Origin of the sequence: Aestuariivivens sediminis, from assembly GCF_022662105.1 — a bacterium.
Classification (GTDB): Bacteria; Bacteroidota; Bacteroidia; order Flavobacteriales; family Flavobacteriaceae; genus Aestuariivivens; species Aestuariivivens sediminis.
The window spans coordinates 664761-681759 of record NZ_JAKMCP010000002.1 but is presented as its reverse complement, the minus strand read 5'-3'; the positions used below and the strand labels follow the sequence as shown (position 1 = coordinate 681759).

Sequence of the window (16999 nt, the reverse complement as noted above, 5' to 3'; positions counted from 1 at the left end):
TAGTTAAATCATTTACGCTGGTAAAACTATTAACTAAAACCTGTTTATTCCATCATTCCTGTTAATTTGATATTATTTTTTTATAATAGGAATTTAACTGGAATATCCCTATATTCGTTGGTATTGATAATTTTCATATTATGAATACTAGAGGAATTCAAGTTTCGAACGATTTCATGTTAAGTCTTCACAAAGAGCTTCTAACGACATTTGCGAAACATTATTCCCTTGAAATTAAAACTCTTACCGTATTTCAATTGTATGGTTTTGGAAGCTATGATGATAGGCGACCTAGCTTAAAAGATTATATTACTGAAATCACAGGTCAATGGATAAATGGCAAATATTTATACAATAAAATAAGAGAGATTGAAAAAGGCAATAGTAAGTACCTAAAGCTTAGACGAGATTATTTGTCTCTTTTGATTTTAACTGCGGGTTACGATAACTATAGCGAATATTTGAACAATTCGCCATTTATAAGTTCTGAAACAAGAAAGCTTGAAGGCAGAAATTTCAATGAGCCCTCTAATGATGTTGACTCTCTATATTACATTGGCTATTATGTTGAAGACAGACAGTATTATATTAAATCAAAGTTCACAATAAACAAAATGAAAACTGCCTCTTGGGAGATTTTGTACTGGGAAAAGAGCTTTGAGCCGACATTCTATACTTATTACGGAAAATGCGTGCCAACAGGAGAAAGCGCATTATCTTTTTACTTTAGCAAAGAAAATTCCAGTTTGAACAAAGAGTGTTTTGTTAATTTATTTTATGGAAACAAGATGCAAACAAAACCAGTTCTTCTGGGAGCCTACTGTGGATTTGACAGAAATAACAATCCAGTTATTGGGAAATTGGTTTTTGAACAGGTAAATACGTCAGAGGAACAAAATGAAAAAGTTAGAAGTTCAGAAATAAATCCAATTTTTCATCATTATTTATATTCTCAGCGGATGGAAGTAGATGGAATTTTACCCCATAAGGATTCAGACCTCTCCATTTCTTTAAATAGGCTTGAAATTGTTAATTTTTTAATTGGTAGTTATCTGGGGTTTTACTTGGATAAAAATAACTATTTGATACCAGTTTCTTTTCAAATTTTAAATGAGCTGGGGGAGTTAAAGTTTAAAGTAAATAATACCAATTTCAAAGGGATTGGTAGGGTTAGTAGAACTGAAAACTATCTCATTTCTGAGTTTAGTGAAAAGAATAGCTCTTTTTCCCAATTCTCGATTCAAATTCAACCTCTAGAGCGAGACTTGTTTTTGGGACATATGCTTGTTTACTCTGGAGCAAATGTTTTAAATGGAAGAGTACTGCTTTGGAAAAACAATAAAGAGTTAACTAAGTTTATGGAAAACAACAAGGAATTTTACTTAAACATTAGTGATGTTGATGAATCTTTTGAGGACAAAATAGGGCAGTATTTAAAAAACTAAATAAATCCGTAAAAAATCATTTGGTGGTGGGTTTTGGTGGTGGGTTTTTGCATAAAAATGTATACATTTGCAAAGTTTTGCAAGTAATTACCCTTTTGCAAGGTCATTGCAATTGGCCTTTAAATGCTTGTAAACCCTGTAAATACAGTATATGGGGATGTAGCTCAGTTGGCTAGAGCGCTTGACTGGCAGTCAAGAGGTCGTCGGTTCGAGCCCGATCTTCTCCACGGTTAATGAAAAAGACTCCATTTTTTTGGGGTCTTTTTAGTTAATAGGGGTTTTCGTGATTGGGCGAGTTCACCTGCCTATGGCAGGAAGCCTGTCCTGAGCGAAGCCGAAGGGAGCCCGACCTGCCTGCCGGCAGGCAGGTCTTCTCCACTGAATTATACAAAAGCTTTCAAGAAATTGAAGGGCTTTGTTGTTTTTATAGGGGACACGATGAGGTGCCCGATGTTCTCTTCTGATGAGAACCCTCTTCCGGTTTGTCTTTTAATGTCCTTGACCGATTTCTTTTTTGCCGTAATGGTTACTTTTTAAGGTTTGTAATAAAGCCTTGAAAACATGCTTTCAAGTTAATGATCTATTGCTTAACTTTATTCCTTAACCAATAATCATTGAGCTGACGCTACACAAAGCCACGCGGATGTTAAATGATGTGTTGAAAAAAAATCAAAATGAATTTGAATTGAACATCACAAGGGAAAGGTATATGAAAATGAAACGACTTTCAATGACACTATTTTTATCACTATTTCTTTTGGGATGTACGCAAATGGAAGAAAAGCCAAATGTACTATTTATAATGATGGACGACCTGGGTTATGGCCAGTTTGGTGTTTATAATGATACGTTGACGGTCAATGGCTTTAATCCTTTTTTTGCACATTTGGAAGATAGCTTGCAGGGGTATTCAAAAGAGAAGGCTCTGGAATTTACAAAACTGGCAATTCCAACGATAACCACTTTGGTGGAGCATGGTGTTTTATTTACCAAAGCGTATACGTCAAGTAGTTTGTGTTCTCCATCACGTTTGGGAATAGCAACTGCTACCCTGCAAAATAAATGGGGGGTGTATACTCTTGAAGATGCTGAATCGCATGGCTTAGTTCCCGGTTCTCATTTGGCTGAGACATTTCAGCAATCAGGCTATAAAACCGCACATATTGGGAAATGGCATTTGGGAAAACACGACGAGAAAATCATACCTCATATTTTAAAGCGAAACGGGATCTATGAAAAATTGAGTAGACGAACGATTCGTGATCAATATCCGGATGTGTATAAAGAAATAGAAAATAGTGGCTATTTAGGTTCAGTAACCAATAAGCAAAACCCATTAAATAACGGATTTGACTATTATTACGGGTATAACTACTGGGCCAGTCAGTTTTATAACTCTACTCTGGTATGGGAAAATTTTAAGCATGCAGGCAAGCAGGAGGGATACAATACGGATGTTTTTACCGACAAAGCACTGGACTTTATGAAGGAAAAGGTTAATCGGAAGGAGCCATTCTATGTACAGTTGCATTATCATGCGGTTCATGATTCGCTGGAGCCCAAAGCCCCGGATTTGTATTTAAAACGATTTAACTCCGAGTCGTTTCATCTCAATAATTTTTATGCGCATATTTATGGCGTCGATTATAATATTAACCGGATTGTAGATTTTTTAAAGAAAAAGGGAATTTATGAAAATACCATTATGGTCTTTACATCCGATAATGGGGCTATGGCAGCAGGGAGTTATAATGGTGATAAAACGGGATCACCACTGCCAGGCAACGCTCCTTTTTCTGGTCATAAAGGAAATTATTATCAAGGGGGATTCAGGGTTCCCCTATTTATCCACTGGCCAAAAGGAATCAGAAAATCAGGTATTATGCGGAATATGGTTTCTACGCTGGATATCATGCCCACTTTATTGGAGGCAACAGGGTTAAGTACTCCGGATCGTTTGGATGGTAAAAGCTTGTTACCGGTATTAAAAGGACAGTTCAATGATACGCCTCATGATTATTTGGTTTGGTCTGGCATTCATTCCTCGGCATGGGGGTATTTAATTGAAAAAACCACAAAAACACACACCACTGAAAGGGAATTTGCACCCCCTGCCTGGGTAATCATCAAGGAGGACTATCTGTTACGCTTTACTGGTAAATTGGAGCCCGGTATATATTTAGAACACATGGCGGGCCGGGAACCCATTATGGAACTTTTTGATATTAAAAATGATCCGGCTGAACGCAATAATCTTGTAACAGAGATGCCCGAAAAGGTGAAAGAATTATCGAGACTCTATTTTGAAGACTCTCATAGTTTTCTTCCTCCTGTGCAATGGAATTTGGACAAGTGGAAAGAACTAAAGGCGTCGAAGTCTCTGTTCAATTAATAAATTAGGACCCGTTGCAGATAAAGGTGCAACATTAACAGATTACATTAATATTAAAAACCATGAATCATTTAATTAAAGTATTTAGAATCTCATTTGTTAGTTTAACGTTCCTGTTTGTATTGGGGCAGGAGTCTTCAGCTCAAGAGACCGATAAAAAAGATAATTCCGGTTCTTCTGGACACCATTCTTCTCATATCAGGACGTCAGAATTATCCTTGGCAGAAGACAAAGTAAAAATGACTGAGGAGATGTGGGAGTTGCCAACATATAAAGTAGAGGCTTCAGAAAAAGCACCCTATTTCTACACCGGAGAAAACTATCAGGGGGCCAGAAAAGTGATCTACCCCTATGCCTTAAATGACGTTATTTCTAAAACCAAAGTAATACAGGCATGGAAAACCTTGAAGCTGGAGAACGAATATATAGCATTGGGCATCACCCCTGAAATGGGGGGTAAATTATATTATGCCACAGATAAATCCAATGATTACAATTTTATTTATAAAAACAATGAAGTAAAACCTTCAAATATTGGGATGACTGGTGCCTGGACTTCAGGGGGCATTGAATGGTGTGTGTTCCATCATCATCGCCCGTCAACCATGTTACCGATGGATTACAGTACGGCAGTACATGAAGATGGCAGTAAAACCATTTTTATAGGAGAAACCGAACCCCGCCATCGTATGCGTTGGACTGTTGGAATTACCGTCCATCCTGGCAAATCTTATTTTGAAGCAGAGCTGTCAATATACAATCCAACACCCTATACCAATACCTTCTTATATTGGGCAAATGTGGCGGCACACACTAACGAAAACTATCAGATCATATTTCCTCCTAGTGTAGAATTTGCGACTTTTCATTCCAAAAATGATTTCACGCAATGGCCTTTTTCAACGGTGGAATACAAAGGACAGGATTTTACCAAAGGTGTAGATATTAGTTACTGGAAAAATGTTAAGCAATCCGCATCCTTTTTTGCCTGGGATTTACAAGAAGATTTTATGGGAGGCTACGACCATGGAACCAATACGGGTACCGTACATATTGGAGACCATAATATTGTTAAAGGGGCCAAATGCTGGGAGTGGGGCTCAGGACCCGTAGGGCAAGCCACCGAAGGGCGCTTAACCGAGACCAGTGGACCCTATGTAGAAATCATGGTGGGCGCTTATTCAGACAACCAACCGGATTATACATGGATTAAACCCTATGAGGTTAAACGATGGAAACAATACTGGTATCCCGTAAAAGATATTGAAGGCTTTAAAAATGCGAATCTTGATGCAGCTGTCAATCTTGAAAAGCGAAAGGGGAATCGTGTTTTCCTTGGGTATTATTCCACTCAGAAATTAGAAAACGCAAGGGTTATCCTTAAAAAAGGGAGTGAAGTCGTCTATCAAAAGGATATACAGATATCCCCGGATAAGGCCTTTGCGCAATATATTAAAATGAAAGATGATTTTAATGAAACCGATTTGTATACCGAAATGGTTGATTTAAAAACGAATACGACCATCATATCCTACAAGCCTCTTGAAAAGAAAACGTCTGGTGATTTACCGGAAGAAGTTAAACGACCGCCCCTTCCAGAAGATATTGAAACGGTAGACGAATTATATACGACAGCCAGTAGAATGGAGCAATTCTATAAAAATCCGGATCAATATTACGAAGAGGTGCTCAAGCGAGACCCAAATCATGTGCAAACCAACACCGCCATTGGCAATCAATATTTAAAAAACGGCGATTACAAGACGGCCAGAACCTATTTTTCAACGGCGATAAAAAGGTTGACAACCGATTATACTCGCCCTAAAGATTGTGAAGCATTGTATCTTCAAGGCTTAACTTTAAAAGCACTGGAGCTGTATGATGAAGCTGTTGACACATTATATCGTGCTACCTGGGATTATGCCTATCACTCCGCTGCTTATTTCGAGTTGGCTCAGATTTCGTGTATCAACGGGGATTTTGAAAAAGGACTTCATCAAATAAACGAATCCTTATCTACAAATACCCGAAATACCAGAGCTATTGGCTTAAAAGCTTCCATTCAAAGAAAATTGGGAGATCTTGAGGGCGCCGGTGAGACCCTTTCAAATAATCTGGAAACCGACCCTCTTAATTTTAGAATGGCTCATGAAGCCTATCTCGTCGCCAAAGCGTCCGGGAACGCTGACATGGCCGAAAAGGCAAAGGCGTCGTTCACGAAAAAAATGAGGAACTTCAATCAAAACTATCTCGAACTTGGTGTAGGCTATATGAATGAGGGTATGCTCAAAGAAGCAAAAGAGGTGTTCTTGGGATATGAGGGAGCAGATCCCATTATACACTATTATTTAGGATTCATTGAAAGTGAATGGGGTCATAAAAATGAAGCCGCTGCCCTTTTTAAAAAAGCGCAAAATCTATCGACAGATTATGTTTTTCCATATCGTTTGGAGACCGTTAAAATTTTAAATAAAGCACTAGAGTATAATCCGGGAGACGGTAAGGCCTATTATTATCTTGGAAATATATTGTATAACAAGCAGCCAAAAAAAGCAATTGAGTACTGGGAGAATGCTATAAAAAATGAACCGGATTTATATATGGCCTATCGCAATTTGGGATGGGGGTATTACAGGCATTACAACGACTTTGAAAAAGCGATTCCCTATTATGAAAAAGCACTGGATCTTAACAAAAGTGATGCCATTTTATATACCGAACTGGATAATTTATATGAATTGAATAACAGTCCCATAAAAACCAGATTAAAGATATTTGAAGGTAACGAATCCGCAGTCAATGATCGTGATGATGCCTTTATACATCAAATTACCGTGCTTACATTGGCAGGAAAACCAGAGCAGTCCGTTGCCCTATTAAAAGACAAAGTATTCAGTTATCGCGAAGGAAGTTCCAGAGTACGTGAAGTCATTATTGATGCACAATTAGCAATGGGTTTGCAATACATGGCCAAAAAGGCGTATGATAAGGCTTTAGCACATTTTTTAATGGCACGGGTTCCAGATGAGGAGGCAGGAAGTGCCAGGTCAGGAAACAGAAATATTCAAGTGAATTATTTTATTGGTAAAGCCTATGATGCCTTAAATGAGAAGCATACCGCCAAATCGTTTTATAATCTGGCAATTAACGAGGAAACATCAAGGCGATCAGGTATCATGACCTATTATAAGGGGATGAGTAATTTAGAGCTTAACCATAAGGCTAAAGCAGATGCCATTTTTAATGAATTGATTGAAGCAGGCAATGCGATTTTAAATGCAGATGATGAAGTTGCAGATAATTACTTTGCCATTTTTGGAGAAAGAGAAAGAGACAATGTTAAAAATTCCAGAGCTTATACCCTAAGAGGATTAGGATACAAAGGTCTCGGCGAATCCTCAAAGGCAAAGGAGGATTTGGAAAAAGCTATAGCATTGTCGGTAAGTAATTTATGGGCTAAAGTAGAAATGGAAGATATGGGTTCATTTTAAGCGTTTTATGTTGTCAGACTAGTCCATTTAAAATTATAAATCAAACTCGTTGAGTATTTTGAATAAAATTTGTCAACCCGCCTGACCGGACGGGCAGGTTCGAGTGAATTTTACGAATGGAAATGAAATAAATTAGCCTGCCTGTCTTTGGTAGGTATCGAGAATCAAATTTTAGTTCTTAAACTAGTGTTCTCGATACAATTTTCTATCGAAAATCACTCGAACTGACATTTATTTGTAACCTATAAATCAAAATGACAACGGGTAAATCAATAAAAAAAACGAAAGTCAGTTAACCTTGTTATGTGTATTACTTTACGGTACAAGGTCTTTAATGTATGGGCAGGCCCCATTTAATCACAGGTGTATAATACGCGCTCCGATAGGGAGTCGGTTAATTTGATCAATTCCAGGATCTTTCTAAATATAATGCTGCAACATAAAAATTAGTTATGTTTTAATTGCAGTGAAGCGTCATTAATTTCAAAATCATTGTATTTTATAAGTTTTAGAATTTCTGCTCCGGCTAAAATGACCGGACCATAACCGTGAGCGGCAAAGACATGGATAGGACGATTGTAGTAGAATGCGGGATCGAAGGCCATACCGGTTCCCACACAGGTTCCCTCAACCTGGCCTTTTTCATTAACTTTTGTGGATACGGCATTCCAGGCCAAAAGAACCGCAGGGGAATAGGCGGTCTTATCGATAAACCCCCTATTAATGGCGCGTGCCATGGCGTAGGTATATATAGCCGTGGCGGAGGTTTCCAAATAACTGTCGTTACGATCTATTAATTGATGCCAAAAACCCGTTTGATCCTGATAGGCGGCCAAACCTTCTACGTGTAAGTTTAATTGCTTTAAAACAGTAGGATAGCCTGTATGCTCTTTTGGAAGGACATCCAATAATTCCACAATGGCCATGATTGCCCAACCATTGGCACGAGCCCAATGGTATTGCGGGTGTACCTCCATATCCTGAACCCAACCATGCATGTAAAGCCCTTTGTCCGTATTAAACATACGGTCCGAAAACTGGATAACCTGTTTCACGGCATCGTCATAATAGGTTTTTTCACCGGTAAGTTTTCCCATCTGAGCTAATGCAGGGACACTCATAAATAAATCATCCAGCCACAGTGTATGGGGATGCGGACGATTTCTGGCCAAGGTGCCATCGGTTAAGCGAAATTGTTTAAAACTTATGTAATCAATGAAGTTGTCAATATAGGGTCTTAAATTATCCCCCATTCCCATGCGATTAAGCTTTATCATGGCCGCGCAAATAGCCCCGGCATCATCAAGTGCTCCCGGATTTAAAACAGAATGCACCGGAGAATCGTCGGCCTCATTATGGGTGTTTTGGGTTTTAAAATAGTCTGCCAGATGGGCAATTAAGTTTAGTCTCTCTCTGGAGTAGTCCGTATATTTTTCATTTCCGGTTTCTTTACCGGCATGAATCATGCCTGCATAAGTCACCCCCCATTCATAACTGGTCAGCCGGAAAAGCCCTTCAGCGAAAACAGTATGATTATTGAGTTCTTTAAAATTGTTCAATTCCTTTTTAGTTCTGCGGTCCATGAGTCTGGCCGGTGTCGCATCATTTAGAAAGGTATATACACGACCAATAGTTGCTTTTACACTTTCGGCTGTTGGTGGTCCGTAAAGTGTTGGATAATCCGGTTTCATGAGATGCAAAGGATTCGTCACATCATTGATGGGTGTATCCTGGGCTGATATCACTTGGCCTGTAAAGGTGATAACCGTTAAAACGATAAATTTTGATAAGGCCTTAACGGGGTATAGTTTTGTCTTCATTGATTCGTTGTTTTGCGTTTGTTATGTCGAGGGATCGTAATACAAGGTATGGATTAGAAAATAGTCAGCCATAACCATAAATACTGGATCTTCTTGCTGTTATCCGATAGTCATTTTATGATAAAATGGCGTAAAGCCGGTAATATAAACATGAACACCATCGGTACGCAGGGTTCCTTGATGATAGGTGTACTGCTCACTGTCTAATCTATTCACATTCACATGGGCTATCTTTCCCGGCCCCACTTTTATGACATCCGAGCCCACTGACAATTCACCAAAACCGGATTTTAATAAATAGTTTCCATCGGCATCCCTGTCTGCTCCCGTAAATGTACTACCTTCCTTAAAACACATCTCTATGGTCACTTCAACATGGGGAGGCCCTTCTACTTTAAAATCCAAATCCAGTGTGCCATTATTTTCTGTAATTTCTATGATCGTATCTTGTTGTTTAACATCGCTAACGTTTCTGGATTTGAAATCCATCTTATTCCAGAAGCGTCTGTCCAACGACTCGGATAATTCATAATCGCCATCTTCTTTGAGATATTTTTCTTCGAGTGGCTGATAATAATAGGCTTTTTTAGTTTCCCTTAAAATATAGGTATTCCCTTGTTTATTTATACCATCGCTACTGAAATATCCCATTCTGAAAAATGAAGTCGATAGGCGCATGTATTTTAAAATGGCCTCTCCCTTCCTGTACATTAAAAAGTTGGGATTTGAAGATCTCCCCGAAACAATCATCACCGGTTTATCGTTTCCTCCAAAAAGGGTAATGGACGTGTTGCCGCGTCGTATTCGTGCTAAATTTGATAAGACAAAAAACGTTTCAAAGTCATTCACAGCTTTAGGCTCAACAGTTATGTCCTGCTGAAGCAAGTCGTCTGCCATAAATAACACCAGATCTTTAGATAAAATACTGGTCTTAAAATCCGGTAGATTTTCAATGAATTTTACCATATAGGCAAACATGGGATCCTTTGCATAGATCGCCATAAAGCGATACTGTAGGTAAAAGTGGGTTACGGTTAAGGTCATGAACTGATCCTGCCTTCTGGAATCCACCGATACCACATCGCCATTAGGTTCTGTGTGATAATAGTAGGTCCTTAGATTTTTAGTCACTTTTTCAAGCAACTCCGGCTTATTTAGTAATCTGGCCATCGTTATTAAAGCTCTATTTATGACGGCCGAATACACCCCACTGCGTTCTGAGTAATGCCCATCTTCGTTTAAATAAACCCCTTCTGCCAACCATTGATCAATGCGTCGCAGATATTTAGGATGGGGATAAAGCGAATTAATATGGGCTAAGGCCGCAGAGACCACCCATCTGTGATTTGGAGTATGCACCCCCCCGGAAACCAGGGCCTCTCCGGCATTGAGGATGAAGGTTTTTAATTTATCTCTAAGACGCTGCAATTCCGGGGCCTCATTCAATCGTAATACCGTAGCCGAAGCACACATGGATTCTAAAATAAATCCGGTATCCGGTGGGGATTGTCTGTTACCTCCGGCATCTAAAGTACCATTTTCATATTGGACTTGAAGCATGGCATCCAGAGCGTCGTCAATTCGCTTAACCACAACTTCAGAGTTGTAAAACTCAGACATATTATGACACAAAGAAGCCACCATAATGGAAATCTCTGAACCTAAATTCCTGAAATTATTAAGTTTTTGAATTTGGTCAAGGGTATTATTTTTTAATATGTGGTCTACTTTTATATCGTTGTTTTCAACAAACTTTTTTAATAAGTCTTTGTCCAATTTAATCGAATCATTGCGGCCCATGGTTGACGTGCCAAATGCAAAATCATGCGTTAAAAGACCTAATAATGTTAAACCTCCCAGTTTAATAAATTCTTCACGGGTAACTTTATGTTCCAAAATAGTTTCTTATTTAGTTCAAATTAAAAACGCTGTATAGTTTCACTAGAAAATTAAGGTGCAAACCTCAAAATAAAATAGTGATTGGTCTAATTTAAAAATAATTCTTGATACTGTTTTTTTCCGGGGTTTAAATTTTGAGTTTACTTCATTTTCATGTGTCATCTCAATAAGGCCAGTTTAGAAATGAATTCTTTGATCTCTACTTTAAGACCACCAATATACCAGGCTTCCCATGGGGATTTTATTTTATAAGCATCCCTTCGGAAATCTGTAGTGAAGGGATTGAAATTTCTTAGGCATCCATAAGAGAAAAACTCCTGTGAATTTTGAAAATTCACAGGAGTTTTTGAAAAATTTACAGGAGTTTTTGAATGGTTCCCGGTTACAAATGAACATGCCCATAAGGATGGCCTGTCTATTAAGTAACCAAAGGTTTTAAAATGCCACACCGGTCATGGATGTTCCCTTGTGAGCCTCATCGATTCTAAACGTAAAAATGACTTCCTGAATAACGATTTGGACCCTTATCCTTCAGCGGTCCATTAATTCACCTTAAATTCGAATATGGAAGAACTTGAATGACTGCCCTGACCGTCTTTTGTAATGACCTGCCAGTAATAGGTGACTCCCGAAGTTACCGGTACCAGTAACTCAGAATCGCTTAAATTGGTGGCCTGGTTGTTGGTAGGGGGATTACCCGTTCCAAAAAGGACATCATAACCAACGATGTCATTATCGACGTCGCTACCCGACCACTGTAGAAGCACATTGGGGGTCGATGCATTTAAGGACACGCCCATTTGTGGAGCAACCAGTTCTGCGGGAAAGGGAGCATACGAGGAGGCGCCCACACCGGCATTATAAAATTTCCAGGTGGCACTCGGCGTGGTTTGGGTTCCCGAATTTTTGGAAATCACATACCAGGCATAGGGCGTCCCTCTTAACAGGGTGACGTTAATTTGTGAATCGGCGGTGTTGTATTGCGCTGTGGTTTGGGCCGACAAATTCTTCACTACCAACTGGTACGCGTTGGCATGGGGTGCATCGTTCCAATTGAACAACACATCGCTTTCGGTGTCGGTTGGGTTGGTGCCTTCGGTACACTCCGAATTCTGTTCCGGAAATACCAGGGCAGCGATACCCGGGGGATCGATTTGACCTGGACCCGGATCCGGATCCGGAGCGTCACTCCCACTACTGCAACCCATAAGGATCGTGATCGATAATACTAGTATGTAATATTTAGAGTTCATTATTGCTTAACGATTTTGAAACTTTTCCTTGCATGAGGACTATTAACATGTAACATATAAATACCCTTTTTAAATCCGGCCATCGTAATAGCTAACCGGCCTTGACTGGAGGATTCCTGATAGACCAATTGGCCAACCACCGAATAGAGCTGAATGATTTTTTCGGTTTTTGTATTCCCCAGGTACACCGTTAAAATTTCCCGAACCGGGTTGGGATAGGCCATGATGGCCTCACCATAATACAGGGTGTCCTCATAAGTGCCCTGACATCCTTTGTCACCGTCGACTTTCAAATGGTTACTTCCGGATTGTAAAGGGAGTTCGACAGTTGAATCGGACGTTTCCATCAGGTTACCGTTTAAAGTAATATGGTACACCGAACTGCCGCTTAAGTTTAGGGAAACCACACCTTTTGATGGGTTCACTTTGGAAAGGACTGCAAGATCTTTGGGTTCTGTAATGGTAATGACAAAACAGTGTTCAAATCCGGGTTGCCCGTTAACGGTAATACACACCGTATAATCACCGGCCGCCAAACCATTGTGGTTGAAGGTAGCAGTAAAGTTATCTTGAATGGTAACACCATTACCTGTAATGACCACCTGATAATCCAAGGGGGTTGCTGCCACTATGGATACCCCGCCGTTGTTACTGCTGCGACAGGTCTCGTTGGTGATCTGCAATGCAAAATTATTGGCTGGTAAGGTATATACTTCACAGCCATTGGCATTTACCGTAGCTCCAAGAGGGGTATCAGCACAGGTATCGTTGTTATTGGTTACCCCATCGCTATCCAGATCATCGGGGTCTATAAAAGGTTTATCACCATAAATAACATAGGTCCCCGGTGCCAGGGTTATGGGATTGGCCACATTGGTGACCTCCATAGGCCGGTTTTTGTCCATGAGGTTGTACCAGGTCCCTGTTTTCTGAAAGTTCGGCGTAACGTTGGCGCTGGACGAACCAAAGTTTCCAATAATGGTCACGTGCTGGATCTCGTCACCTGTGGCGCTGTCCAACGTTAGGTGTATCGTCTTTGCAGTATTGGATAGGTTTACGTTGAAATTTGTGGTTTTAAAAACGGGGGCCTTTAATTTTAATTGGATGAGTTTGGTCCAGTTCTCGTAGACCGCGCGACGCCTGGCATCATCAAAGTACTCCCAAAGTATGGGTTTTTCACCGGTACGCCCATTAAAATCGATACTGATGTCGTAGCCCAATTCGCCAAACTGCCAGATCATTTTAGGGCCGGGAATCGTAAAAAAGAAAGCGCCTGCCGCTTTTAAACGGTCAAGTCCGTTTTCAATATTGCTCACGCCGTACATGAGGCGCTGCTGATCGTGGCTTTCCATATACGATACGGCAGAAGGACCATCAAAGCCTTTGACTTTATAGGATACTTCTGAAATATTGCTATTGCTGCCTTTAATGAGTGGGGCATACCGTTCATCGAGTCTGTTCCAAAACATAATGCCTTTGCCTTCATCGGCACGGTAATCGGCCCATTGCTTTTCCTCTTCGATACCTCCTAAATGCTCAAAAATGATATAGAATTCAGGATCGACTTCCCATTGATAGTCCGCGTAGGTTTTTAACACTTCAATACGGTCTTCCTGCAAGCCATTGGTACATCCTTCCAGGTTATCAGGATTGGTACAATTTTGTGTAAATCCCTTGGTTAAATCCCAGCGGAAACCGTCAATATGATATTCGTCTATCCAATATTTTACGGTACGTTCCACGTAATACTGCGTGGCCTCGGACTGGTGATTGAAATCATTAAAGAAGGCATAGGCATGGGTGGCCGTTTCATTGAAAAACGGATTATCGGCTGCGGGTTGTCCGTTATAATTTCCATTGTCCGTGTTCCACATGCGGTAAAACGGATTCTGCCCGGAGGCATGGTTATACACCACGTCTATGATAACGGCAATACCGCGTTTATGGCATTCGTCAATGAGTTGCTTGAAGGCCGTTGGCGTGCCGTAGTATTTATCCAAAGCCATGTGGAATGAGGGGTTGTAGCCCCAGCTTAAGTTACCGTCAAACTCATTAACAGGCATGAATTCGATGGCATTAATACCCAAGGTTTCCAAATAGTCCAGTCTGGCTTTAACGGCGTCAAAACTATGCAGTTCATCAAAATCCCGGATAAGCAATTCGTAAATAACCAAATCGGTTTTCTCCGGTCTTTGAAAATTAGGGACTTCCCAGTTGTAGGGCGTGTCACCGGTACGCAATACAGTAACCGCATGATTGGTCGAACCCGAAGGATAGGCCGGTAAATTGGGATAGGTCGTGTCATCGATATACTGGTCGTTGGACTCTGCCAAAATGGTTGTGGAATAGGGGTCTGCAACACGAATGTCTGAATCCACCAGGTACTGATACATATGGTTGAACTGGGGGGTGAGCCCCGTGAGTTCAATCCAAAACTTGTCCCGTGCGGTATCTTTGTTCATCAAATAGGTGTTGTCCTCGGTCCAATTGTTAAAATCGCCAATAACATGCACCGTGGTTTTGCCCGGAGCGTACAGTACCAAAGTGGCTTTGGTGGGATCGTTAGGGTCCGGGTTTAAACCGTCCAGCATTCCATCGGGTACCGGAAAGAGTGGTGTTAAACGGGCCTTGAAGGTTTCGGTAAGAAGGACCTTGCCATCATGGGCTTCCAATACAAAATCAGTATCTTCATTAATAAGATAATCGAAACTGTATTGGGTGATCCCGGAAACCATATCAATCACGGCCCCATTGGCTTTTAAAGTAAAGTCGGACACAAACGATGTGCTAGCCGAAATGGAGAATAAGGTACCGGAATCGACAATGGTTAAATTGGCGGTGGGAGCGGTTAGGGTAATGGTATTGGTAGCGGGATAAAGGAATTTATCATTCGATTTTTTTTCACCGGAGCCCGTGTCCGAACCATTTTTTGCTTTAACCAATACGCCCATACGCGATATGTCTGTTGTGCCGTAAAACGTGCTAGGGGTTAATGAAATGCTATAGGTGCCATCGCCATTATTGCTTAGTTTCTGGGCCTCATTGGAATTGGTCCAATCTCCATTGGTTGGCGAATCACCTCCACCACCACTTAAATCGTCATACCAGGCCCAAAGATAAATATTATCCGGTTCATTGGCATTCCAAATGGTGGGATCGACATTTGAGAACGTTATTGTAATTTCCTCGGTTACCGTAAATTCTACAGGGGAAGTGGTTACCTCTACATTTTGTACCTGACAAAACCCATAGAACGACACCAACCCGAGAAAAAGGAGTAAAAGTCTTTTCACATGTTTAGGGTTTAAAAAGGGCAGACTCATGCTGCCCTTTTTGTTGTTGTTTGAATGAATTATTGCACTTTGTTGAGGGCATAGGTGCCATCGGCCAAATTGAGATTCACATGATAATCACCTGCGGTAACTATAATGTTATCGCCACCGGCATCCAATGTACCATCAGCTCCGGTATCACCATAATTGGTATCCCATGCATTGTTTGCCCTAAATTTAATTTCACCGTCAACTAAGGTTACAATATGACCCACATATTCATCTGGCCGTACTTGAGAGATGCTAAAATCTGGACCGTCACCACCCCAATCGTTATAACCGGAGCCTACAATACCCAGTACATTAGCAGATTCCATAGTAAATGTATTGGCATTAAAATCCAAGGTAATGTTATAATGACCTGCAGTAGAGACAATGTTGTCCCCACCGGCATCCAAGGCACCATCGGCTCCTGTATCACCATAATTGGTGTCCCAGGCATTATTCAATCTAAACTTAATTTCGCCATCCAATAATTGGACGCTCACTTTAAAGGTATCTGTAGTGTAATCGTAATAGAATTTCGCATCCGGACCGGCTCCTCCCCAATCGTTATAACCAGAACCTACAATGCCCCAACTATAAGGATCAATGGCGTACGTATTGTCGTTGGTATTAAAGATAATTTTGTACGTTCCTGCAGTAACGACAATATTATCACCGCCGGCATCTAAAACGCCATCTGCTCCGGTATCTCCAAAGTTATTGGTCCAGTCGTTGTTTTCCCTAAATTTAATTTCACCATCCACCAAGGTTACATAGGCGGCTAGCACACCACTGTCACCAGTGGTATAGAACGGGGAATCTTCAAAGGCACCCCAGTTATTATAACCGGAACCTACAACTCCCCATGAAGAAATTTCAAAAGCACCACCACCCACTATTATTTCTGGGATGGTAACGTTTAATTCCTGTACCGCAGAATAGGTTGGTAACCCTTCCGTGCCAACGAAGGCCTTTAACCTAAAATACAGTTTGCCCATATTGGGTTCGGGTGTATCGGGATCATCGTCAAGCCCTGCAGCGGCTGCAAGGGTTAACATTTTGCCTATGGTTACGGCAAGCTCATTGCCATCGGTTGTTCCAACGGTTGTGGCATCCGTAAAATTACCAATAATAGAGTTTTCCAGTTCGTAAGACACATTGGTGGGAACGCCAAAATCGGCATCCTCCCAGGTAAAGCGTTCACCAAGGTTACCCGAGGCATTTTTATTTAATATATATTCTTCCGAAAAGCTATTGGAAAAGCTTACGCCTTCAACAGGTTCTTGAGCTGTGAACACGAGATCATCTTCCTGATCACAGGAATTAAAGCTTAATAAAGCGATAATTAAAAGCGACAAATATGTTATATTTTTTTTCATTGT

The 16999-nt window shown here is 40.6% G+C and carries 9 protein-coding genes and 1 tRNA gene; 4 read left to right on the top strand and 6 right to left on the bottom strand.

Annotated elements, in window-relative coordinates; translation table 11 throughout:
• Nucleotides 1-140: 140 nt before the first annotated feature.
• The 4 genes from MR054_RS07190 (at nt 141) to MR054_RS07175 (ending at nt 7328) form a co-directional block, all read left to right on the top strand.
• Complete coding sequence (locus tag MR054_RS07190) at nt 141-1445, top strand: hypothetical protein (protein WP_242157183.1); 1305 nt, start codon at nt 141-143, stop codon at nt 1443-1445.
• A 153-nt stretch (nt 1446-1598) separates the two neighbouring features.
• Nucleotides 1599-1672, top strand: a tRNA-Ala gene (locus MR054_RS07185).
• 503 nt (nt 1673-2175) lie between these two features.
• Entirely contained in the window at nt 2176-3837 is a 1662-nt protein-coding gene (locus MR054_RS07180; RefSeq protein WP_242157181.1) for a sulfatase family protein, read from the top strand.
• Between the two features lie 62 nt (nt 3838-3899).
• On the top strand, nt 3900-7328 hold the full coding sequence (locus MR054_RS07175) for a DUF5107 domain-containing protein (RefSeq protein WP_242157179.1): 3429 nt from the start codon (nt 3900-3902) through the stop codon (nt 7326-7328).
• 446 nt (nt 7329-7774) lie between these two features.
• Here the strand turns inward: MR054_RS07175 and MR054_RS07170 are convergent, their stop codons facing one another.
• The 6 genes from MR054_RS07170 to MR054_RS07145 all read right to left on the bottom strand — a co-directional run bounded on the left by MR054_RS07170 (nt 7775) and on the right by MR054_RS07145 (nt 16996).
• The gene (locus MR054_RS07170; protein WP_242157177.1) at nt 7775-9148 is read right to left on the bottom strand and encodes a glycoside hydrolase family 88/105 protein; all 1374 of its coding nucleotides are present in this window, start codon (nt 9146-9148) and stop codon (nt 7775-7777) included.
• 99 nt (nt 9149-9247) lie between these two features.
• Nucleotides 9248-11044: a hypothetical protein gene (locus MR054_RS07165; protein ID WP_242157175.1), complete on the bottom strand. Its 1797-nt coding sequence runs from the start codon at nt 11042-11044 to the stop codon at nt 9248-9250.
• A gap of 161 nt (nt 11045-11205) precedes the next feature.
• Nucleotides 11206-11385, bottom strand: coding sequence for a hypothetical protein (locus MR054_RS07160; protein WP_242157174.1), 180 nt, complete (start codon nt 11383-11385; stop codon nt 11206-11208).
• Nucleotides 11386-11589: 204 nt separating this feature from the next.
• Entirely contained in the window at nt 11590-12300 is a 711-nt protein-coding gene (locus MR054_RS07155; protein ID WP_242157173.1) for a hypothetical protein, read from the bottom strand.
• Nucleotides 12300-15593 (bottom strand): alpha-amylase family glycosyl hydrolase, encoded by a 3294-nt coding sequence (locus MR054_RS07150; protein WP_242157172.1) that lies wholly within the window; start codon nt 15591-15593, stop codon nt 12300-12302. The genes MR054_RS07155 and MR054_RS07150 overlap by 1 nt, the downstream gene beginning before the upstream one ends.
• A 59-nt stretch (nt 15594-15652) precedes the next feature.
• Nucleotides 15653-16996: a SusF/SusE family carbohydrate-binding protein gene (locus tag MR054_RS07145; RefSeq protein WP_242157171.1), complete on the bottom strand. Its 1344-nt coding sequence runs from the start codon at nt 16994-16996 to the stop codon at nt 15653-15655.
• Between the last annotated feature and the right edge of the window lie 3 nt (nt 16997-16999).